The sequence below is a fragment of the Singulisphaera chitinilytica genome (assembly GCF_049331405.1).
GTDB lineage: Bacteria > Planctomycetota > Planctomycetia > Isosphaerales > Isosphaeraceae > PoT.
This window is the reverse complement of the sequence record NZ_CP186274.1, coordinates 7,685,904-7,709,136: the sequence shown is the minus strand read 5'-3', so window position 1 is coordinate 7,709,136 and position 23,233 is coordinate 7,685,904. Positions and strand designations below refer to the sequence as shown.

Annotated in this window: 9 protein-coding genes; 3 read left to right on the top strand and 6 right to left on the bottom strand. The window is 63.3% G+C overall.

Annotated elements, in window-relative coordinates; genetic code table 11:
- Positions 1-153: 153 nt before the first annotated feature.
- Both ACOYYX_RS30070 and ACOYYX_RS30065 read right to left on the bottom strand, forming a co-directional pair.
- Positions 154-1,299: a glycosyltransferase gene (locus tag ACOYYX_RS30070; RefSeq protein ID WP_422926390.1), complete on the bottom strand. Its 1,146-nt coding sequence runs from the start codon at positions 1,297-1,299 to the stop codon at positions 154-156.
- Positions 1,232-1,540, bottom strand: a complete 309-nt coding sequence (locus ACOYYX_RS30065; RefSeq protein WP_422926389.1) for a DUF971 domain-containing protein — start codon at positions 1,538-1,540, stop codon at positions 1,232-1,234. Before ACOYYX_RS30065 ends, ACOYYX_RS30070 begins: the two co-directional genes overlap by 68 nt.
- Positions 1,541-1,642: 102 nt before the next feature.
- On the opposite strand from ACOYYX_RS30065, the gene ACOYYX_RS30060 reads away from it, so the two are divergent.
- Positions 1,643-1,906 (top strand): hypothetical protein, encoded by a 264-nt coding sequence (locus ACOYYX_RS30060; RefSeq protein WP_422926388.1) that lies wholly within the window; start codon positions 1,643-1,645, stop codon positions 1,904-1,906.
- Between the two features lie 25 nt (positions 1,907-1,931).
- Here ACOYYX_RS30060 and ACOYYX_RS30055 read toward each other — a convergent pair whose 3' ends face one another.
- Both ACOYYX_RS30055 and ACOYYX_RS30050 read right to left on the bottom strand, forming a co-directional pair.
- Positions 1,932-3,317 carry a DUF1501 domain-containing protein gene (locus ACOYYX_RS30055; RefSeq protein ID WP_422926387.1) on the bottom strand — a complete coding sequence of 462 codons (1,386 nt, stop codon included), beginning with the start codon at positions 3,315-3,317 and terminating at the stop codon, positions 1,932-1,934.
- A 112-nt stretch (positions 3,318-3,429) separates the two neighbouring features.
- Positions 3,430-5,796 (bottom strand): DUF1549 and DUF1553 domain-containing protein, encoded by a 2,367-nt coding sequence (locus tag ACOYYX_RS30050; protein ID WP_422926386.1) that lies wholly within the window; start codon positions 5,794-5,796, stop codon positions 3,430-3,432.
- Between the two features lie 550 nt (positions 5,797-6,346).
- Between ACOYYX_RS30050 and ACOYYX_RS30045 the strand changes: the two genes are divergently transcribed.
- Complete coding sequence (locus ACOYYX_RS30045; protein WP_422926385.1) at positions 6,347-8,206, top strand: tetratricopeptide repeat-containing sulfotransferase family protein; 1,860 nt, start codon at positions 6,347-6,349, stop codon at positions 8,204-8,206.
- A gap of 121 nt (positions 8,207-8,327) precedes the next feature.
- Here ACOYYX_RS30045 and ACOYYX_RS30040 read toward each other — a convergent pair whose 3' ends face one another.
- Both ACOYYX_RS30040 and ACOYYX_RS30035 read right to left on the bottom strand, forming a co-directional pair.
- Positions 8,328-19,490 (bottom strand): Ig-like domain-containing protein, encoded by an 11,163-nt coding sequence (locus ACOYYX_RS30040; protein ID WP_422926384.1) that lies wholly within the window; start codon positions 19,488-19,490, stop codon positions 8,328-8,330.
- An 843-nt stretch (positions 19,491-20,333) separates the two neighbouring features.
- Positions 20,334-20,975 (bottom strand): HAD family hydrolase, encoded by a 642-nt coding sequence (locus ACOYYX_RS30035; RefSeq protein WP_422926383.1) that lies wholly within the window; start codon positions 20,973-20,975, stop codon positions 20,334-20,336.
- A gap of 341 nt (positions 20,976-21,316) precedes the next feature.
- Here ACOYYX_RS30035 and ACOYYX_RS30030 point away from each other — a divergent pair, with 341 nt between their 5' ends.
- Positions 21,317-23,191, top strand: a complete 1,875-nt coding sequence (locus tag ACOYYX_RS30030) for a hypothetical protein (RefSeq protein ID WP_422926382.1) — start codon at positions 21,317-21,319, stop codon at positions 23,189-23,191.
- Positions 23,192-23,233: the final 42 nt, after the last annotated feature.

Genomic DNA, 23,233 nt, shown 5'->3' with positions numbered 1-23,233 from the left:
TCGACTCGCTCTGACGCGAGGAGCAGGGAGGGGAAGTCGTTATGTCCGTGAGCATGGGCCCGTCGTTTTGCGGTGAAGCGGACTTGGTATCCAATCCCTCATTATGCACGAACGGGGGTTGCGTCGGATAGAGGAACCTGGGTTTCCGAGCGTTTATGCGTGAGGGTCCTTATCGGTAGTGGACCACATCGACCTTGCATCCTTGCGTGCCAGCAGTGACCCGGCCAGGCCTGGAGAGACGACCAGAAGCCCCAACTGAAGCGCGAGCCTCGGGTCGGCGGCGATTGTCGTCCAGATCTTAGGATTCAGGGAAAAGCTGCGATCGAGGCATCGTCGGGCCAACCGGGTATCACCGGCTCGAAGGGCGTCATGCGAGCGGTTCAGATAGGCTCGCGCAAGCCGACGATTCGCGGCAACACGCAGACCTCGGAAATCGTAGTCGCCAACTGGATCCGCGACAGATTCGACGAGCCTCTCGGTTTCTTCCAGGTCGGTCGTCCCTTTCTTGAAGCGATGGGTCTCACTCGTAGCGTGCCATCGCATGGCGACCGTCGGCCGGGAAAGCCACGCCACTTCGTATACGCGGGCGACCCTGACCCAGAACTCCCAATCAACGACATAGCGGTAAGACGCGTCGAAACCGCCGAGGGTTCGATGGGCGTCAGCGCGAAGGGTGATTGCCGAGCATCGCAAAGGGTTCTTTACGGCGAGTTGCGGCAGGAGCTCACCAGGGCCGAAGACGCGATCCGATGCGGCCAGGCCGCCTCCCTCGACGATCGACTCGGGCAGGCGTTGGCCACGGTCGTCGACCATCTCGACCGCGCTAGCCACCATCGCCGTCTTCGTGGATCGAGCGAAGGCTTCGAGGTGCGCCGCCAGGTGGCCGGGTCGCATCACATCATCCTGATGGAAGATGTTCACCAGCGTGCTCTGGCTCAGTGCGACGCAACAATTCCAGTTGCCGGCGAGGCCGAGTCGCTGAGGATTGACCACGATCCGGGCACGCGACCCAGCGATGGAGCGGACAAGATCTACAGTGCCGTCGTCGGAACGATCGTCGCAGACGAGCAAATCGAAGGCGACGCCCTCTTGCGAGAGGATGCCCGAGAGGGCCTCGGCCAGATGCCGGGAGCCGTTGTAGGTTGGAATGGCTACGGTGAGAGTTGGAGTCGAGCTCAAGGGAAGGCCTGAGGAATCAATGCGATAGGGAGAGGTCCGTTCGCAAAATCCCTCATTGGGGCGGCTTGAGGGCGATCTTCGCGAGCGTATCCCAGGTGTAGAGCCCGGAGGAATGGCCATCGCTCCAGTTCAGGCGAACCGCGTAGTTGCCGACCGGCTCCATACCTTCGATCTTGATGTCATCTCGGATCGTGGCCGGATCGAGGATGCGCTCCCCCGTCCACTCGTTTCGGCAGGAGGCACAGGGACATTCTCCTCGAATTTCTTTGTAGGGGAGCCGTGCCACGGCACCGCTTTCCCAGGTTAGTTCGAGGATCTGATCTCCCTGGAGTGCACGGATATTGGTCGGGGTATCGCTCATCGGTCGGGCTCGATGGATCGGTCAGGCTGTCGGAGCTGGATTCTTTCGGGACGACTGGAAAGCGTAACAAACCAGCGGCCGCCGCGATATGAGGGATTTCTCATGGACCGCTTCTTCGTCAAGGCTCCCAGCGTCAACGCCGTCAGGAGGGCCCTCGGACGCGCCCCCGGAGGCGTGAGGGTCGTAGGTCGCTTCGACAGGGACACGATCGAATGCCGCCACACGATGTCCGAGCACAGCCTGGGCCGGCTCTGGGCCGTCATCGTGAGTCGACTCGCGAAGGAAGGACTGACGGTCGTCGAGCGCCCCGGCGAGTCGACTCAACCTCAAACCTTTAACAAAGTCGAGACCCCGGATCGGGAATGAGGCTGCGACGTGGCTCGGCCCGCTATCAGGTGAAGATCTCGGTGATTGGCCGACCTGCGGCAATGGGGAGGGGGCGGTTCAGTGCGTCGTAGAATTCCGTGGCCGGGTCGATGCCGAGGGCCCAGTACATCGTCGCGGCGATGTCGTCGGGGGAGACCGGGTTGATCGAGGGATAGGCTCCAATCCGGTCGCTCGCACCGTAGACGGCCCCAGGGGTGACGCCTCCACCGGCGAACAGAACCGTGTAGCACTGCGGCCAGTGGTCGCGTCCGTCGGGGCCGAACAGCGCGGTGTTGGTCACGCGAGGCGATCGGCCGAATTCCCCCATCCACACGATGAGGGTTTCGTCGAGGAGTCCGCGCGCCTCGAGATCTTCCACGAGGGTCGGCACGGTCTGATCCGTCATCGGGAGGAGCCGACCCTTGAGCTGCTTGAAGTTGTCGGCGTGGGTATCCCAGCCCCCCTTGCCGCCGCCGATAGAGCTCGAGAAATAGACGGTGACGAACCGCACGCCCGATTCCACCAGGCGTCGAGCCAGGAGGCAGCTCTGGCCGTAAGTCGTCCGCCCGTAGGCGTCGCGGACGGCGTCCGATTCCTCCGAGAGGTCGAAGGCCCGCTTGACCTTCGGGGCCGAGAGCATCGTCAAAGCGCGATCGAAGAAAGCGTCGATCCCTTGGGCCGTGTCGGACCACTGGAGCAACTCTTCCTGCTCGTCGATCATCTTCAGGAGCCCGCGGCGGTCATCGAGGCGGCTCAGCGGGAGCGACGCGGGAAGGCTGAGCTCGGGCAGCTTGAAGTTGCGTCGGGCCGGATCCTGGCCGATGAAGAATGGGTCGAACGACTTGCCTAAGAAGCTGGCCGATTGTCCGGGCGTGACGCTCCCGTCGCGGAGAACGTGCGGGAATGCGACGAACGAGGGCAGGGCGGGGTCGTCGACCGGCTTGAGCTTCGCGACGGTGCTTCCGTAGGCCGGATAGAGTTCGAGGGTATCGCGCAGGCGGATATCGTCGGTCGGAGCCGCGTGCCCGGTGAGGCTGTAATACGTCGCCGAGTTGTGGTTCTTCATCCGGTGGTGGACCGACCGGACCTGGGCGAAGTGGTGGAGCACGCGCGAGAATCGCGGCAGGTGCTCGGCGAGCATCAGGCCCGGCTGCCGGCTCGCAATCGGCGAGAATTCGCCGCGGATCTTGTCGGGTGCCTTCGGCTTCATGTCGAAGGTATCGATATGCGAGGGCCCGCCGAACTGATGCAGGAAGATGATCGACTTCGCCCGGGGCTTGATGGAGGAGGATTCCGAGGCGCGAAGCAAAGTCGGTAGGTTTAGCCCCGCGAAACCTGCGGCACCGATGGTAAGGAGCTTGCGACGGCTCACGCCGAACTGCTGGCGAAAATCGAGGCAACCCAGGTTCATCAGTCCCTCCTCTTCTTTTCAACGGACGAGCATGGCCTGACAAACATGGTTTCGACTCGGACGAGCCCAAATCACGGGGCCCGTTGAAGGTTGCCCCACGGCCTGACATGGATCAACGCCTGAGCAAGAATTCTTTGCTGCTCAAAATCGCCCAGAAGGCGTCTTCCCATGCCTTTCGACGATTTTCAGCGGACCTGGCGATGTGTGCGAGGATCCTCTCGCGTTCGTGGTCCGTCGGCTCGCGACAAAGGGACGCGAGGTAAAGCTCGTCGAGTATGACGTTGTCCGTCGCTCCCGACTTGAACAGTCGTCCCAGGCGGTTGTCCTCCGCCTCGAGACCCTTTCGAACCACATCGCCGTTGATGAGCTGGAACGCCTGGGCCAGGGTGGTCGACTCTGATCGTTCGCACTCGCAGGTCAGCAGGCGATCGGGTTTGCCGAAGGTCCTGAGGAAACTCTCGTTCGCGCTGACCCCAGGCAACTGGACGGCGTGCAGGCCCGTAGGAGACCGGACGAATTCCCTGGGCTTGCCGAGGGCCTGGCTGATCGCGTCGAGCAGAACCTCGGCGGGGAGCAACCGGACATTCGCGCGGGCGAAGTTGGCCTCGTCCTCGCGATTCGTATCGTTGGGAATCGAGCTCGACTGATAAGACCTCGACTTCATGATGAGAGCCACGAGAGGCCGCAGCCGCATACCATGGCGCCCCATCTCGGAGGTCAAAGCGTCGAGAAGGGCGGGGTTCGAGGGGGGATTGGAGTCGCGGAAGTCGTCGACCGGCTCGACGATGCCGCGGCCCATCAGGTGATACCAGACGCGATTCGCGATGTTGCGGCGGAAGAGGGGGCTCTCCTGGGTCAACCAGATCGCCAGGTCATCGCGGGCGTCGGCATCCATTCCGAGATCGGGCTTTGGACCGTTCGGCGGCTTGGGGGCGAGTCTGGAACCTGTCCGGGGCTGGATCATCGAGGGCTGCCCCGAGACGAAGATCATCTCGTCGCCGTTAATCTCGTGCTTGTCCAGATTGTCGGATTGGACGTTGTTGATCGTCTTGCGAGAGACGTTGGCGAAGTAGGCGGAGAGGCCGTAATAGTCGTCCTGGGTCCAGACGTCGAAGGGGTGGTTGTGGCACCTGGCGCACTGGAGCCGGATTCCCAGGAAGACCTGGCCGACGGTCTCGGCCGTCGTCATCGGGTCTCGGTTGGTCCGGTAGAAGCTGGCGGCTGGGTTGTTCCAGGTCGAGCCCTTGGCCGTGAGAATCTGGCGAACAAATTCGTCGACCGGGAGATCCTGATTAAGGGCGTCTCGAAGCCAGCGCTGGAAGACCCAGGCTCCCTTGGGGCCCATCGTCTTCTCTTCGTTGCGGAGCAAATCCGCCCACTTGAGGGCCCAGAAGTCGGCGAACTCGGGACGGGAAACCAGGTGGTCGATCAGGCGATTTCGTTTGTCAGGGCTCGGGTCGGCGAGGAAGCTGCGGGATTCGTCGGGGGAGGGAAGTCGGCCGATCGCGTCGAGGTAGGCACGCCTGAGAAACAGGCGGTCGCCGATCGAGCCCGAGGGTTCCAACCGAAGGGTCTTGAGCTTGGCGTAGACATGGACATCGACCACATTGATCGCCGGCGGGGCCTTCCAGACGAATCCGGGCCGCTCGGCCACGAAGGCGAGCCGGCTGATGCCCCTCGCGTTCAGGTATCGAACCGCCACAGTGGTCTCGACAGGGCGAGTGACTTCGACCCTCCCATCGAGCGAAACGCCGGCGACCGTCGGATCGTTGACATCGTACGATGCCTGACGGGTCACGTCGCGCCGGCTGCCGTCGGAGAACTCCGCCATCACGAGCAACTGTTGCGAGCGGGAACCCAGGCTCGCGACGCGCTGGGAGGGAAGCACCTCCAGGCGTCGAACCTGAGGCGCGGAGGAGCCGTCATCCGCCGCGCCGGCAACGATCCAGCCGAGGAGGGTGCTCTCCTCGGGCGTGCCCCTGGCGATTCTGAGGCCGCCTTCGTGCGTGACGAATCCGGTGGGCTTGGTGACGAGCAGGCTTTGCGCGGCCGAATCGCGCTGGATCCGCCGACCGAACGAGTCGTGCGTGATTGAGAGGAAGTCGAAGGCGGCATCCTCGCCCCTCAGGCTGAGGCGGAAGCCGCCCTTGCCGTTGAGGTTCCCGTGGCAGGCTCCCATGTTGCAGCCGGCCTTGCTCAGCACCGGCATGACGTCGAGACGGAAGCTTGCTGGTCTTTGTTCCGATGAGTTCACGATGGTGACGGGGATCGTCGCCGATCGCCCCTGTACCTCGACGTAAAGCGTGCCCTGGCCGTCGGCTTTCGAGATGATGATCCCGCCTGGTCGCACCTCAGCGAGCTCGGCGGGTTCGAGCCTGAGAAGCGATTCTCGGGTCAGATCCTTGAGTTCGTCATTCGGATAATCGCCCGTGACGAGCACCTGCTGTCGAGCGGCTTTACCCCTCAACTGAATTTGCACGGGCTCAACCGAGATTGTTCGGGGCGCCTCGGCCACCTCAACCCCGAGGAGGGAGGAGGGAATCAAGATGGAACCTAAAAGCCAGAAGGCTGAGGCGACATTCCAGTGGACGTCTCTCGTCGACAATGGATCACCTCGATTCTCGCGGTTCTCGGCTCGATCGAAGACGCAGTGGTGTGAGCAGGCAACGGTGGGTCAGTTCGCTCGCAGGCGTGCGCACAATTTCCTATGATTGACACGTCTTGTCGATTCGCTCGACTCCGCCTCGCGTCCAGTCAGTTTGATCGGCAAGCCCGACGGACGCAAGACTTGCTGATTGGTTCTTCGGTCCGACTCGATGACAGGAGTCGTGCCAATCTTGATGTCGACTCGTGGATATGGAATCCTGAGACGACGTCGAACCCGAAAGCCACGAACGGCTTCGACACGACCGAGGGTGCGACAGGATTCGCCATCCGTGGTGTCAATTCTTCATACAATGGCGCATTGATTTTATTCCAATCATCGAATCAATCGCCGATAATTTTCTCTGATCTTTGAAGCGTAGGCCATGCCGATCGACCTGAGAGAAGCCCTGGAGTTCCACAGGCGAGGCGACCTCCCCCAGGCCGCCCGTCTCTATGAACAGGCCATCGCCGAGAATCCCCAGCGACACGAGGCCCTACATCTCCTCGGGCTCGTCGCCCTTCAGTCGCGTCAACTCGGGAAGGCGATGGAACTGCTGAGTCGCGCCGCGTCGCTCGCGCCGTCGGAAGCTTCCTATCACGCGAGCCTGGCCGAGGCCCACTGGAATCTGGGGGGGCTCGACAAAGCTACGGAGTGCTACCAGACGGCGCTCCGGCTCAGACCCAATGATCCAGAGTTGCTCTGCAATTACGGGGCGACCCTCGTGGATCGGGGCGAGTTGGACGCCGCGATTGGTTGCTTCCAACGTGCACTCGATTCCCGGCCGAACTTCGTCGTCGCCCATAACAATCTGGGGAATGCCCTGCAGATCAAGGGGGATCAGGAACGGGCCGTCGCCCATTTCCGGCAGGCCCTCGAGATCGATCCCTCGATGGCAGGGGTCCACAGCAATCTCGGCAGGCTCCTGCTCGAGCGTGGCGCGGGGGATGAGGCGTTGCCGCACCTCTTCGAAGCGATCCGTCTGCTCCCCGAGGTCGCCGAATTTCGGATCAACCTCGGGAATGCGCTCGCGTTCCTCGATCGGACCGAAGAAGCCGCCTCGCAGATGCGTACGGCCGTCCAACTGCGGCCGAACATGGCTTCGGCCCACGCCGCCCTCGGCGGCATCCAAGAACAGCTCGGCGATGTCGAACTCGCGATCGGCTCCTACGGTTCGGCGGTACGGTTCGACCCGAGACACACGGGTGCGCTCGCGAGGCTGATGAGTCTTTCCAAGGACACGTTCTCCGAGCGCGATGTCACGCACGTCGAGAGCCTCCTCGTCGACCGAAGCCTACCTCCCGATAGACGCCTGACGCTCGAGTTCGCCTGGGCTCAATGGCTTGAAGGGGAGGGAGACTACGAGCGTGCAGCCGATTTGGCCACACGCGCCAATCGTCTCCAGAGCCAGTTATTCCAGCGGCGAGGGAAGTCGTACGATGGGGCGTCCTATGGTCGGTTCGTCGGCCAGGTGCTCGACGGATTCTCTCCGGAGTTCTTCCAGAGAGTGCGAGGGTTCGGGCTCGACACCGAACGCCCGGTCTTCGTGGTGGGATTGCCGAGGTCGGGCACGTCCTTGATCGAGCAGATTCTGGCGAGCCATCCTCAAATCTACGGGGCGGGCGAGCTCAGGATGGCTCAGGAGTCTTTCGAGTCCCTCCCCAGGTTTGTCGGGGTGACTTCGACGCTTCGCGAAAGTCTGGATCGGCTCGATGAGGACGGGATCCACGGGCTGGCCCTGAATCACCTCGCGAAGCTCGACACGCTGGGCAAGGGGGCCGAGCGTGTCGTCGACAAGATGCCCGAGAATGCCCTCTACCTGGGATTCATCGCGACGCTTTTCCCCAGGGCGAAAATCATCCATTGCCGGCGCGATCTCCGCGACGTGGCCCTCTCCTGCTGGATGACGAACTTCAGCCAGGTGCGCTGGGCCAGCGACATAGAACACATTGTCTCACGCTTTCAGGAATACCGAAGGCTGATGGATCACTGGCGAGAAGTCCTACCCGTCCCGATCATCGACCTGGATTACGAGGCGTTGGTTGAAGACCTGGAGGGGCACTCTCGAAAGCTCGTCGAGTGGTGCGGCCTTGATTGGGACGAGGCCTGCCTGAACTACCACCAAACTCGTCGCAGCGTGAAGACCGCCAGCGCGGCCCAGGTCCGTCGCCCGATCTACAAGAGCTCAGTCGGGCGATGGAAGCCCTTCGAATCCTTGCTTTCACCCCTCTTCGACCGACTCTAAGGCGAATCATCGCAGCCACGGCAAGTCGACGCATCCGGTCCGGATCGATTCGAAATGCGAAAGGGGGCGGCTCGCGTTGGAGCCGCCCCCTTTCGCGTTCAGGGTTGTCGAGGTATTGCGATCAACGGCGGCCCAGTCGGGCAGCCTGACGCAGGGCTCGGAGGAGGGCCAACCGAGCGAGGCGACCTGTCGGAGCCGGGGTCGGCGACGGCGTCGGGGCAGGAGCGGGGGCCGGGGCAGGAGCGGGGGCCGGCGTCGGGGTCGGCGTCGGCGTGGGCACCTGGACAACGGGGGTGCCGATCTTGAAGTTGTCGGCGAAACCGTTGTTGCCGTTATTCGTCAGGTTGCTGACCGCGCCCTGGGCGATCGAAAGGCTGACGGTCCCGGTCGAGTTGAACTTACCGCTCAGGTTGAAGGCGACCGTGTGGTCGTCGATCCAGCTCAGGCTAGTGGCCCGTGCCGGGTCGGAACCGTTGATGCCGCTGCCGGAGATGACCAGGTCGGTCGGGGTGACCGTCGAACGATCAATGTGACCCGAGAAGTTCACGATGATCTTGTTCGGGGCCGGCTCTGTCATGCCCGCGGCGTGGACGTTGCCACCCGGGGCGATGGAGGTGGTCACGACGCGGAAGTTGCCGCCCGCGGCGATGCCGCCGGTACCCTGGAACTCGAAGGCACCGATGTCGGCGGGGCCGGTGCCCGGGAAGCCCTTGCCCGGGATGTCGACCCGGCCTCGCGAGAGGAAGTCGGTCGTCGGGGCGACGCTGTTGAGGGCGGCGTCGATGGCGGCCGAATCTGCCGTGAGGTCGAAGTTGCCGTCGTTGAAGAAGACGGCAGGGCCGTCACCGCCCGGGCGCGGGTCACGAGGCGTCACGAAGGCCGGGTTGCCGATGAAGTTCCCGAGGGCATCCGGAGTCGAGGTGAGGGCGGCGGCGTTGAAGCCGTTGCCCACGTTGTACGCGTTCGTGGCCGGGTTGGTCTCGCTTACCCCGTTGCCCGAGAACATGTTCGAGCGGGCAATGAGCTTGTTGCTGACCGTGGCGTTGATGCCGGCACCATTACGGGACGTGGTGAGGTCGTGGTTCTCCCAGAAGATGTTGTTCTCCACCAGCGCCATGATCGGGGAGTTGGCCTGGACCTTCGCGACGATGCCGAAGGTGTTATAGGCGAACGTGTTGTTGGTCACGTCGATGAAGGCATTCGGGGCGAAGCTCGAATTGCCGATGTCGTTGATCAACAATCCCGTGATGTTGCCGATGAAGCCGTCGTCCTCGAGTCGGGGCGTCTGGGACAGGCCGTTGGTCTCGACCACAACGCCGTAGCCCGAATCGACGAAGTAATTCTTGTCCGCGAGGATGTTCGAGCTGTGGATCCGGAGACCAACCGAGGTCGAGTCGATCGGCCCGTTCGCCGCGTCGCCGATGAGCGGGCTGGCGATGGTGAAGCCCGAGATCTCCGTGAACAGGCCGTTGACGCTGAACAGGTTGAAGGCCGTGACCGTCGTGTTCTGAACACTCGTGGACGTTGACGGAGCACGAATGACGGTCTTCTGGGCGTTGCCCGGGACCACGCTCGTGGCGGTGCTGGTTGGGTCGGCCGAGACCAGCTTGACCAGCGACTTGAGATAGATCGACTCGGTGTAGACGCCGGGCAGGACGGCCACCGTATCCCCCGCACCGGCGACCGCGAGGGCGTCGGTGATGGTGGTGTACGGGTTGGTCCTGGAGCCTTCGTCCGCACTCGCGTTCGTCTGGTCGCTCGCCTGGCCCACGTAGATGATGTGAGCCGAGGAGGGGCTGTAGACGACGTACGAGGTGCTGTAGTCGGATCCGGCCGCGCCGGACGTCCCGTTGAGCGGGTTGCCGGCGATGTCGTAGATCGTGTTCCCGCCGGTGCCCTTGAGGGTGACACCGTAGACACCGTTGCCGAGGCCCGAGGCACTGATCGCGAAGGTGATCGTTTCCGGACCTTGCGAACCGTTCTTCAGGACGTTGATGGCGATGGAGCCCGGAATGACCTGGACTGGCGTATCGTCGGCCGTCCCGAGGATCCCGTCGGCACCCGCATAGATCACCTGCAGCGAACCCGAGTTCAGGCTGGAAGGGTCGAGGTTCTTGTTCGTGGTGAACGAGAAGTTGACCCGACCGCTCGAGTCGGGGGCCAGCGTCGTCCCCGCGGCCGGCGTGAAGTTGGTCACGACCGGGCCCTTGTTGTCGACGATGAAGCCCGTGTTCGCGTTCGGATCGGTCGTCGACGAGGAGTTCCCCGCCGTGTTGACGATCACGACCCGAGCCTGAGACAGGTTGAAGTTGCCCGTGATCGTCCCGCCCGCCAGCGAGGAGTTGGCCGGCGAGTTGAGCAGGCCGCCAGGTCCCACGTTGTAGGGCGAGTTGGGCAGGGCACCCGTGTTGGTGATCAAGCCGGTCGAGGCGGCGTCGACACCGACTGTGACGGTGAACGTCCCGTCCGCGTTGGTGAAGGCCGAGCCGGCGTTGTAGTAGTTTCCATCGCCGTTCGGGGACACCTGCAGGAGGACCGTCTGGCCGCCGAGCGGGTCGATGGCCGGGGTCGTGACGCTGATCTGGCCGCTGAAGCTCGGCAGGTTGTTGTAGGTGATGTAATCCCGACGATTCGTGTCCGACCCCGAGGTGATGAGCAACGAACCGGGCACGACCGACGACGTGTTGGTGTTGATGGTGAAGGTGAGGTAGAAGTTGCCGCCGGGGTAGCCGTCGCCCGAAGGCAGGGCCTTCTGCGGATTATTCGGATTGCCCCCATCGGTGTTCTCGCCGTCCAACGCGTTCCCTTGCGGGTCGCGGAGCACGTCCGAGCCGCTGCCCTCGAGGATGATCCGGTACTCGTCGGTCGACAGCGTCAGGCCGGCCGCGCCCAGGTTCACCGTGAGGATGTTGGTCGACGAGTTGAACGAGAGCTTGCCGGACAGATCGATGAACTTGTCGGCGGAGCTGTTCCCGTTCCCGAAGATCCCGTCCCCTCCCGACGCCTCGAGCAACACGGTCTTGTTGGTGAGCGTGTTGGGGTCGATGTTGTGGTTGAGCTGGAACTGGATCGTCTGCGGAGTCTGGTTCGTACCCGATACCCCGCCCACCTTGTAGATGTTGGTCGAGGTGGTGCCGCCGCTCGAATTCTTGATCGTCGCGGTGACGCCGGTGACCTTCGGCGGGTTGTAAGTGCGGTACTCGTAGGCACCGATATCGTAGAACGGGTTGGAACCGAACCCGACGTTCGAGCTGTTCGGATCCTTCTGTCGCAGGCTGCCGAGCTGATCCAGAACACCCGGAGGTGCCGCGGCGTAGCCCCAGACGCCGGCCGTGAGGGACGAGCCGTAGGTGGGTCCGCCCACATAGCCGCTCGAGGTCGAGAGGGCCGGGACCCACTGGTCGACGTAGCCCCGCTGGTTGTTACCCGGCAAGGCGAGGATGTCGGTGCCGGTGAAGTTGCCGGCATCCGGGTTGCGGGAGTTCCCGTTGAGCGTGCCGCCGCCTGCGTTGAGCACCTGGTTGACGAGCGAGACCAGCGTGGTCGAAGTGGCCCCTTCCGAGGTCGGGTTGAGGCTCATTTCGCTGCGGCCCGCGTCGATAGCCGGGGAGCCCGCGGAGAGCTGGAAGTTGCCGACAGTCGGGTCGACGAAGAGCGGGTCTCCGAAGATCGGCTGGTAGTTGGCGAACGGCTGGTCGTTGTTAATCGAGACCAGCGCCCCCGTCGCGGTGTCGAAGAGGTTGTACTCCCCGAGGCTCCCGTTAACGCGGCCGGTCGTGTTGATGGCCGTCGTGAACTTGGTGAAGATGTTGTTCATCAAGATGAGATGAACATGCGAACGGAAGTTCGTCGCCGACGGGGTCACCGCGATGACGTCGACGCCGAGCGGGTTGTTGTAGAACGTGTTGTTGAGGCCGAGGAACTCCATCGGCGTCGGGGAGACCGAGTCATCCCCCGTCATGCCCAACACGCGAACGCCGACGGGCATGTTCGAGATCGTGTTGTTGTACATGAAGAGGAAGGCTGCTGCACCCAGCGTCTGTCCTCGAGGGCCTCCCCCGGTCAGGATGTTGAAGCCCGGGTGACTGAAGACGCCGACCTGGCTGAAGTTCGCCAGGTTCGAGTTCGAGATCGTCAACTCCTGATTGACCGACTGGAAGTTGGGGAAGGCCGCACTCGGGAAGTAGATGTCCTGACCCTGGAGTTCGATGCGGGTGAGGTACCGAATGTCGGCGTTGTCGATCTTGTTGCCTTCGCGGATGTCCAAAGCGTTGAACGTCGTCAACGAGTTGGACCCGAAGAAGATCACGCCACCGTCGCCGGGCGCAGCCGCCGTGGTGCTCGACGTCACCTTCGACATATCCACGCCACGCACGTTGAGCGGCACGGTGTTGTCGTAGATCGAGGTCATGATCGCGGGCACACGCTGCTGCCCGTTCGTCTGGTTGCCACCGATACCCAAAATCCGCAACTGGCTGTTGTAGCCAGGGTCGACGAAGCTTGAGGCCGTCGGATCGACGCCATTGTCCACGCCGAAGAGGAAGCCGGCCCCACCGAGGTAGTCGCTGACGTTCCCGGTCCCGGCACTCAGGCCATTGCCGGCGGGGGCCGCATAGGAGCTCTTGAGCTTCACGACGACCGACTGACCAGGATTCGGGATGACCGAACCGTCGGCCAGTACCGTGCCCGGTAGGGCACTCTGAATCGTCTGGACGATGTACGGCCTAGGCTGGGCCGAAGTCGTGCCGCCCGTCGTGGGGAAGTTACCCACGAGCGGAGCGTTGGCAGGGACGATCGTGTTTAGCAACAAATACGGGATGTCGGTCGCAGACCACACGGAGCTAACGTCGAGGTTGTGCTCGTCCTCCTGATCCAGCGACGATGTGAGAACCATCAACCCGTTGGCATTGTTGTTCTGCAGGATGTTATTCCTGAAGAACGGATTGCCGGAGGTCAACGGATGCAGTGCGTCGGTCGCCAGCAGACCGTTCGGCGTGACGCCGATCGGAGCCGAGTAGTCGGTGAGGCTGGAGCCCGGGGCCTGACCGTTGAACTGGAACGTGTTATTCGTGACCATGACCCGGGTGCCGAAACCGGGCAGGGCGACGAACGACTGGCCGGCCTGGAGTGAGGCGCCGGTGTTCCTGCTGATGATGTTGCCCGTCGCATTGTCGACGATGCCGGTGCCACCGCCCGTCGCCCCGAGGAACGACAGGGCATTCCTGACGACGGTGCCGCCCTGGATATTCAGGTTGCCGCCGCCGTACTGGATCGTGGCGTTGTTCATCACGCCGTAGGCACCGGAGAAGTAAGTGATGCTTCCCCAGCTCCCGACCGCGGGAACGTTGGCCGGATTCGTGTTGTTGGTGACGTTGTTGGCCGCGACGATGGTTGTCGAGGTCTGGCTCGTCGGGTTGAAGTACGCCGTTGTCGCCGCATTGTCGTAAATCGAGGTGAAGATCACCGGGGCGTCGGCCGTCGTCTCGGCGGTGAAGCCGGGGGTCGACGGTCCATACGTCGAGACCGGCAGGCCCGTGAGCGGGTCGGCGGTCGCAAGCGAGTCGAAGCCCTTGATGTACGACCGGGAGCCGACCACGAGGCTCGAACCCGGATTGATCACCTCGATGCCCGAGCCGCGCTGGGCCTTGATGATCATGCCCGGTGCGATGTAGAGCCGGGTGGTGACGGGCACGCGGGTCCCGGCGGGGATCGAGACGACCGGGGCGTTGGGATTCACCGTCGGCTTGCCGAACGGGGTCACGCCGTTATTGATCGACCCGTTGGTGTTGACCGTCGACGTCGGCTGCTTGGCCTGCGAGTCGACCAGCAACATCGTGCCGATGTCGAGCTGCGACGTGAGGACATAGGGCAAGGTGGCCGTGAACGCGTAGTTCTGGCTCCCGCCGAGGCTCATCGGATTGTCCGGGTAGATCATCGCATCCGACGCCTGGGCGACGCCCGAGGAGTCGGGGCGGACCCAGACGCCGTTCAAACCGTTCTGGCTGATCGTCACCTTGCGGATCAGCGGGCCACGGGCCGTGTCGTCCTCGCGGAACGAGTCGAGGTCGCCCGAGATCGCGGCTCCCGAGGAGTTGTTGCTGCCGGCACCCGGGCCGGTCCTGGTGATGGTCGTGTTGGAGATCGTCGGTCGGCTGTTGTTCAGCGTAACCGCGTCGTAGTGGACGTTGGCACTCGGGGCGAGGGCACCGCCGGCATAGCGGATATTCGCGTAGTTGATCATCGACAGGGCGTCATCGGCCCCCGAGATCGCCGCGCCACCGTTGAGGCCCTTGAGCGTTCCGTCGACCGGGAACGTCTGGTTGCGGACGTGCGTCGCGTCACCAGCCTGGTTGAAATTGCGGAGGACGATGCCACCCCAATCACCCGGATTCGGCGACGTGTTGGAGCCGTCCTTGTTCGTATCTCCGCCGACCGAGTCGTCGAAGTACGAGGTGAAGTTGACCGCCGTCGAGGCCGAGTTGCCGCCGAGGACTTCGAGCGAGCTCCCCTGGTTCTGGACGAACAGCGAGGCGTTCGAGAACTTGATGCTCGAACCCGGAGCCATGACCAGCGACGTGTCGAAGGGAACCGAGGCGCTACCGTCGTTGTAGCTGTTAGGTCCGCTCGGTGCCTGCAGGACGAACGTCTGCTGGGTGGTGATCCCGGTGATGGGATCGCGTTGCGGGATACCCGGGAGCGCCACGACGACGACGGGCCCTCGGTAAGACAACTGCTCGGCGGCGTAGAGGGCCGAACGGTTGAACTGGCCGTTGCCGTTGCGGTCGTAGTTCGAGTTGAAGTTGAAGAAGTTCGAGGTCGCGTTGAGGCCGCCGTTGGGGTCGTGCGTCGGGTTGGCCGGGGCGGTGGCAGCGTTCGCCTCCGGAGCGAGCGAGTTGTAAGGACGCTGGATGCTGCCATCCGGCGTCGTGCTCGCTTCGAGCGGATTCTCGACGTATGACGGGTTGACGTAGACGACGTTACCGTTCGGAACGACATTGAATGCCGTCATGAACGCGCCTCCGGCGGTGCCGTCGCCGGAGAGGTCGTTCTGACGGTACGAGCCGTCCGGCATCAGCGACTCGTAGGCGTCGATCGACTTCGCCGAGCTCAGCGACTGGGTGCCGAGGTTGACGATCGAATTGCCGATCGACGTCGAACCGGCCGAGGTGAGATTCCCGAGGAACTCGCCGTCGAGCTGATTGCCGTAGATGTCGTGGATCGCCGTCGAGCCGGAGTTCGGCATGTAAATGCGATAGTTGTCGGCCGGGAGCGTCGTGCCGGCTGGAAGCTGAAGGACGAGCCTCGTCCCCTGCTTGAAGCCCGACTGGCCGAGCAACGCACCGTTCGAAGAGTCGGCGAGGGTGACCGTCGTGCCGGCCACGATCGAGAAGCCCGAGCCGGTCGCCCCGAGGCCGCCCTGGCCGAGCGTGCCGAAGTCGCCATCGGGCGTGCCGCCGGCCGAATTGGCCGAGCCGATCAGGAGGACCGCCCCGCTGTAGTTGGCGTTCGGGTCGAGCGGTGTGGAGAAGTCGATGGCGAAGGCCGTCGGCGGGGCATTGGCGCGAGCGGTCGAGCCGATCGCCGGGAGCTCGTAGTACGAACGAGGCCCGCCGACGACCGCCGAGCTGTTGCCGTTGTAGCTCGAGAGGGCCTGCATCGAGGTGATGTAGACCGCACCCGGCTGGTAGTTGAAGCTGATCTGGAAATTCTTGTTGCCCGACGCGGAGGTGTTATCCAGCGAGTTGCCGGCCGCGTCCGTGAGCCCGGCCGACGACCCGGTCGCACCTTTGGCCACTAAAGTGTACGTGCCCGCCGGCAGCCCGGCGGCGAAAGTCAGGTCGATGCGGCCGTAATACGGGTCCGCGTTGCTAGTCCGGTTCGGGTTCGAGACGAAGTCGGCAGCGGTCGGGGTGTAGGTCGCCCCGGTGATGTACTGGCTGTAGTCGACCCCGGTCGACACGTTGACGAGCGAGTAGTTGCTGAGGTTGATCGCGGTCGAGTTGATCAGGGCCGGGAAGAGGACCTGCGACGGCGTCGACAGTGCACCGGTGGTCGGCACGCTGCGATCCACCACGTCGAGCGAGAGGTTGGTCAGGCTCGAGAGGTTAGTCGCGGTCGGGTGCAAGGCGGAGCCGCCCGGCGCGAGGGTCGCCGCGATGATCTGAGGGGCGGTGTTGTCGACGCGGAAGGCGTGCTCGTAGGAGCTCGAGAGGCCAGGCAACGGCGGCGAATCAGCCTGGCCGATCACGACGATCCGGACGCTCTGATAGCCTTCGGGAAGGGCCGGAGCATTGATGATGAACGTGCCATTCGCATCGGTGGTGGCGATGGCATCGTAGCTACCGGTGAAACCTCGGCCGCCGCTGCCGGGCGCCAGGTCGAAGTTGCCGCCGTGCAAGCCGCTGAATTCGGCAAGGACCGTCAGGCCGCTGAGCGTACCCGGGAAGCTGGCCGAGACCTGCCCGACGAAGACAGGATTCGAGGTCTTGGTGTTGTCGTCACCCGTGATGCCCGTGTCGGATGAGGGCTGGAACTGGACGGAGGAGACCGTCGGAGCCTTGAGGGTCTGTACCCCGAGGTACTGGACGAATCGGTCTTCGCCGCCGTTGCCCGTGGGGAAGGTTCCGGTATAGCTACCGTCGAGCCAGTTGCCGGCGAGGTCCTGAACGCCCGGGCCGGTCCCGGGGCCGCCGTTGTTCGCGGACAGGACGTTGATGATGTACTTGTCGGTCGGGAACTGGGCCTGGCTGACCTGGCTGAAGTCGAGGGTCGCCGTGTTGGTCGCCGCGTTGTACGAGATCTTGAAGCCGGGCTGGTTGGCCAGGTTCACGTTCTCGGGCTGCCCGAAGTTGTTGTTGACGCCGCCCGCCCGGAAGAGGACGAGGTTGATCCCGTTGATCTCCGACTCGCGAACCGGCTCGCTGAACTGGACCGTGATGACCCGGCCGTTGATCGTCGTGTCGATGATCTTGGGTGCAGTGGTGTCCTGCAGGTTGAAGGTCGTCGTATAAGGCGACTCGAGCGACTTGCCGTCCTGGGAGACGATCGCACCCTGGATCCGGAACGAGTAGGAGCCGTTCCCCGAGGTGGACTGGCCGGCGTCGATCGTGTAGGGGAAAGCGACCTGCGTGGGGAAGTTCGGGTTGTCGAGGGCGATCGGGGCCCCGAGGGCCTTCGCCGTCACGCCGGCCGGCATATTGGTGAAGACGAGGTCGGCCGCGCTGATCGTGGAGAAGTTCACCGGCTTGCTGAAGGTCACCACGATCGTGTTCGGCGGCGTGGCCACCGTGGCGCCATTGGCAGGGGTCGTCGACACGACGTTCAGCGTGTCGATCGCGGCGAGCGCCTTGTTGGCGTCGATCAGGCCGTAGCCCCCGTTGGCGGACCAGGTGCCGGCGGTTGCACCGTTCACCGGCGAGGCCGAGGCGATCAACGCGCTCGTGATGTCGGCCGTCGTCAGCGTGGGCCGCTTGGAGAGGAGCAAGGCCGCGACCGCAGCCGCGTTCGGGGCGGCCGAGGAGGTGCCGAAGAAGCTCGGCAGGGCCTGCGACAGGTTCGTCGTCGTCGCGGGCTGTCCCGGGAACGGAGGGTTGCTGGTGTCGATGATCGAGCCGGGCGAGAAGAACGAAGTGTTCCCACCATCGGGGGCGGAGATCAGCGGGGCCTGTCGGAGCTGCGGCGACGAGAGCAAGTTGCCGAGCGAGTCGTACTCGATCAGCGCGGGTCCTTGCGACGAGAACGGCTCCGAGAGGACGGGCGGGGCGGAAGGGCTCAGATTGGACTGATTGCCCCACCAGGGAACGGCACCGACGCCGATCGTGCCGGAGGTCGCCGAGTGCCCATAGGTGGTCGGGTAGTACGTGCCACCCGCACTGCCGTACTGCTGGGAGACGGCGCTCAGGGTGGAATCACCCCACTGAATGAACTGGACGTGCCCAGGATCCGCACCGCTCGCAACCTGAATCGCGATGGTGTAGGTCGTGTTCGGCTTGGCCGCCGACATGTCGAGGAATTGGTAAGGCGTCTGCGATGCGATGTTGTTCGTGGTCGCGGAAGAGACGACGGCACCGGTCGAGTCGAGCAGATAAATATTGACCTGCGAGGTGACACCGTTCGTGGTGTACCAGGGTTGGTCGAACTGCATGATGATCCCGCCGCCCGTGGTGTCCGGACCGGTCGTGATCGACAACTGCGTGTTGACACCGGAGCTGGGGTCGAAGTCCATGAAGCGGCCGGAGCCGATCGATCCGACGGTGGTGTTCACCCCGCGGAACTGCGACAGATAGCCCAGATTCGAGCTGTTGCCGGCGGCGCTGAAGTAAGTCACGCCGTTCTGGTTGACGACCTGCTGGATCGCCTGGCTGATGATGCCGTCCTGGAAGAACGGCTCGTCTGAGTAACCGATGTCGTCGGTGATGACCTTGGCGCCGGCGGTCGTCGCCAGCTTGACGATGTTCGCCGCGAAGCCAGCATCACCGCCGACGGAAGCCGTCGCGAATGCGAGGTTCGCCCCCGGAGCGATGTCGTAGATGTTCTCGAGCATCGCCCGGCCTTCGTCGGTCGGGTTGTTGTAACCCGGGTCGGTCGGGTCGAAGTCGTCGACGACGTTGACGTTTGAAGGCAGGTTGCCGGTGCTGACGGATTCGGAAAGCCCGCCGTTGTACTGGTTGACGCTGTCCGAGAGCACCCCGACCGTGACCCCGCTGCCGTTCACGGAGTAGGTTGTCCGGCCGGTCGGCCCGTTCATCGTGGCATCGGCTTCGTTATTGGCCGAGCCCTGATAATAGACCTGGGGCTTGTGAGTCGCCATCAGGCCCACGGTCTGGGGCGATTGTGCGATGCTCAGGAGGTTATTGATCGGGACGTTGCCATAAACGACCTGCTGGGCAGGCGCGGTGCTGACCACCGTCATCCCGGCCGTTTTCAGGGTACTGACGAAGGAATTAAAGTCGCCGTAGCCCTTGACGGAGATCCCTACCGAATTCCCTTGAATCTGGAGGTCCGGATACTTGGCGGCGACCGCAGCACCGCTGCCGTGATTCGCCTGGAATGTCGTGTAGACCCCGATGAGCTCCTGACCCGCGTTCGCCAGGGGGCCATTCTGGATATCGGAGACGTTCGACGTCGTCGGCTTCCACTGGGGAGGCGTCGACGATGCCGCCGCGTCGAGCAAGGTGCGTTGCTCCAGGGCCTCCAAATGCAGGAAATCGCTCCCTCGGCGCAGGTCCTTGCCGCGACGCCGATTGGGCCCTTGATTGCGATTATTTCCCTTGATGCTCCCCATCGACTGACTCCCTGGTAAGCTTTGGAGCAGACAGCCTGGGGCCGAAGACCCTGTCAATTGAGGGCATCAGCTCCGCCAGCAAGCTCCAGATGATCAAGGTGATCCAACCTGTGTCTTGTTGTTGAATCCCGACTCTCAGAGGCACCAAAGTTAGCGCCGCGGCTAACGCACAACTTGGCTGCTTGGGCAGCCCCAAGAGCCGGATCCTCGTCCGCCCGCCTCGCGCCGGACGATGGGCAGTACCTTGCCCCGTGATTCAACTCAGCGAATGCAGATTTCGATAACCGTCAGCTCGAACGCCCTCGCACCGAAAGTGCGAGGCTCGTGGCCATGCGGAGATCGACAAATTGCGTGAATGGCTACATGCACGCAGTCAATCATCCTTGCCGAAAATCGTCTCGTCAAGTCCGTTTTTCAAGAATTCAGCGGGGTGTCAGGTCGGATGGGGTCGAGCAGGTGAATCCTCGATGCCCGCGATACGCGGATCGCGGCTTAGTTGGAGTGTTTCCCCCAAGAACAACAAAGTCAAACAAGCCCGAACTTAAGAATTGGAATTTCAGACTTCGGGCGATATTGATCAGAACAATACGATGCCTATCTTGTTTCGGACCCAAATTTTGTTTGCTTTGGTCCATATCCAGACAGAAGTGGCTTGGAGTGGCGGGCGTGCGGAATGGACGAGTTGCTCGTTCTCGAACGGCTCGTGAGCAGGCATGTAACCGCAGATGAGGGGATTGCGAGCGCGGCGGTCATCGAAGCGCACGAGCCAGCCATCAGCATGGATCAGCCGTGCGGGAGGACGAATTCGAGGCGTTGTCGGCAGGACCTGAACGCCCCATCACCTCAGTGAGCCTGAGGAGGGATCGACACGCCTAGGGACAGGAGACCTTCCACCAGGGCGGGGTAGTCACGGTAGACGATCCCTTGGAGCCCCGCGGCGCGGGCCCCTTCGACATTCTCCTCGAGGTCGTCGATGAAGACGCACGACTCATTCGGGTATCCGGCCGCGGCGACGCATGCCTCGTAGAAGGCTGCGGTCGGCTTCAGGTGCCCAATCTCATAGGAAAGAACCAGGGCATCGAACGACGAGAGTGTCTCGGCGAACTGGCGTCGGAACTGCAATGCGTGGAGGTCGTTGGTGTTCGAGCCCAGGACGAGCCGATAGCCCTGCTGCTTCAAATAAGGGATGAGACGGCCGACGGACTCATTGAGCCAGAAGATGTCCGCCCAGGCGGTGGCGAAGATGTCGTGGCCCACCTCGAGCCCGGCGAGATTACATGTCTCGCGCGAGAAGTCCTCCGACCCGATCTTTCCACTCTCGTACTGCTTGACGAGGTCCGAGAAGCCCTTCGCCTGGATGTCCTCCAGGAAGGCCTCGCCCGTCTTACCGAGTTCGCGACCAAGCTGCTCGCAGGCCTTCTTATAGTCGAAGTACGCCACGACGTTGCCGAAATCGAAGATGAGGGCGAGGCTCTGCTGCGTCATTGGAATTCGAACTCGTCGTAGTCGCGGCGAATCGTTGTTTCAAGCTCTGTGATCGGGACGAAATCGCGAGGGCCGGGGCGATCGTTTAGCATTCGCCCGACGCGATCTTAGCCGCTTCAAGCGGCCGATCACAAGCGACCATGAACCGGTTATCGGCGGTCTCGAGGCACGAAAAAAAGGGCTGACTCCTCAAGAAACATTGAAGCCCAGCCCAATCCTCAAGCCCAGCCGAATCCTCTCAAGCCTCGCAACGATTGCGACCGATCGAAACCCTGTTGCCGGACGAGACGCGTTTCCAAGCGGGACGTCGAGAGTGCGGCGAGGCCTAGCGGTATATCCTGATGCCCTATACAAAGCTCCAGGACTGGCTTCGACCAACACTGGCCGCGACATTGGTCTTGGGCTTTGCAGCGAGCGGCGGGTCCGACGACCTGGCCCGCAAGGACGGCTTGAAATCGACCTGGCGCGAGGGGGCAAGAGTCGCAATCTCGGTCGAAGGGGGCAAAGCCCATTTCGACATCCCGGAGATGGAACGCGACGGTTCGGCCCTGGTCGTCGTCTCATCCCTCTCGAGGCAGCCCGGCCCGTTCCCGATCAAGTTGACCGCCTCTCCCACCAAACAACTCCGCCCTCTGACCCTGGAAGCCGAGTCCAGAGGCAAGCCTCAAGTCACGAAGCTGGCAAAGCCCCGTCCGCAGGACCCGGCACCGGACTTCCCGCCTCCCCCCGAACGCACTTTTTATCTCCTGGTGCGCGACGGCGACGTGGCGAGTGCCAGCAATTACCTGCCGGTCCCAGGCATCCTCAGGGCCGTCGGCGATCGCATCCAGGTCTACGTAGACTCGCATGACCTGAACCGGGTCAACGAGGCGGTCCTCGGCGAGGTCGTCAACACTTTCGACCGCCACATCTATCCAACCGCCACCAAGAACTTCGGCCACGCCCGCGACGTGGATGGCGACGGCCGATTCACGGTCCTGATCTCGAGCTGGCTCAATAGGCTGGCCGGAGGACGCCATTCGGTCGACGGCTTCGTCCGCGGCGCCGACCTTGACCCGGATTTGCGAGCCCCATTCAGCAACCACTGCGACATGATGTACCTGAACGCCTCGCTGGCGCCCGGCCCCCATCTCAAGACCGTGCTGGCCCACGAGTACACCCATGCCGTGACCTACACCGCCAAGTCCTTCACAGGTCCCGCAGGCGAACGAGCAGGCCAGGACGAGGAAGGCTGGTTGGACGAAGCCCTGGCCCATCTCGCCGAGGACTTGCACGGCTTCTCCAGGACGAACCTGGATTATCGCGTCAGCGCGTTCCTCTCGAGCCCCTCCCGATACCAACTCGTCGTCGACGACTACTATTCGGCGGACCTCTTCCGGAGCCACGGGAATCGGGGCGGCACATACCTCTTCCTCCGGTGGTGCGTCGAGCACTTCGGCGATTCCCTCCTCACCACGCTTGTCCGATCGCCGAAGCGTGGCGCCCCCAACCTCGAGGCGGCCACCGGTTGGACCTTCGCCTCTCTCTATCGCGAATGGTCCACGAATCTTTACATGAGTGGGATTCAGGACGCCGAACCCAAGGCAAAGCACAGGCCACCGCTCGACGTCCGATCGCCGCTCGACGGCTGGCCCCTGGCCGGTCCACGCTCCGCGACGGTCGTCCCCGGCTCCGACCCGATCGAGTGGATGTCCGCCGGGACGAGCAGTCATTACCTGGTCATCGAGCCCGATCGGGCCGGGCACGTTCGCATCGAAGTTGAGGCCCCGCCCGAGGCCGCCTTGCAAGTCACGGCAGTCCGCCTCCCTGCAGGGCTCCCCCACCTCAACGTCCAACTTCGTGCCTCAGAGGACCGCGACGGCACGCTCGTCCTGCGAGCCAATGTCGCGGAATCCCGGGGCACTGCGGTGGAGCTGAACTCGATCGCCTGGGAGCCGCTGATCCCCGCCGCCAACCCCCATTCCGCAGGAACCCGACGCGGCGAACTCGAGCCCGGCAAATTGGTTCAATACCTGGGCACGAGCCAGTTGCCCGCCCGAGGGAGGCTCCAGTCGAAGCCGATCCGCCTCGAAGGATTTCGTTCCGGTAGTGGCCCGCTCGTCGTCAAAGTCCTCGGCACCGACGCTAAGGGCCGACCCGTCTCCGGATGGGCCGAGATCGCGGACATCCCGCGACAGGACGAAGTCGTCGCAAAGCCCGGTCGCGATCTGAAGTAACTCTTCGGCCGAAGTTCTCGTCCACCTATCTCGTCCCGTCCT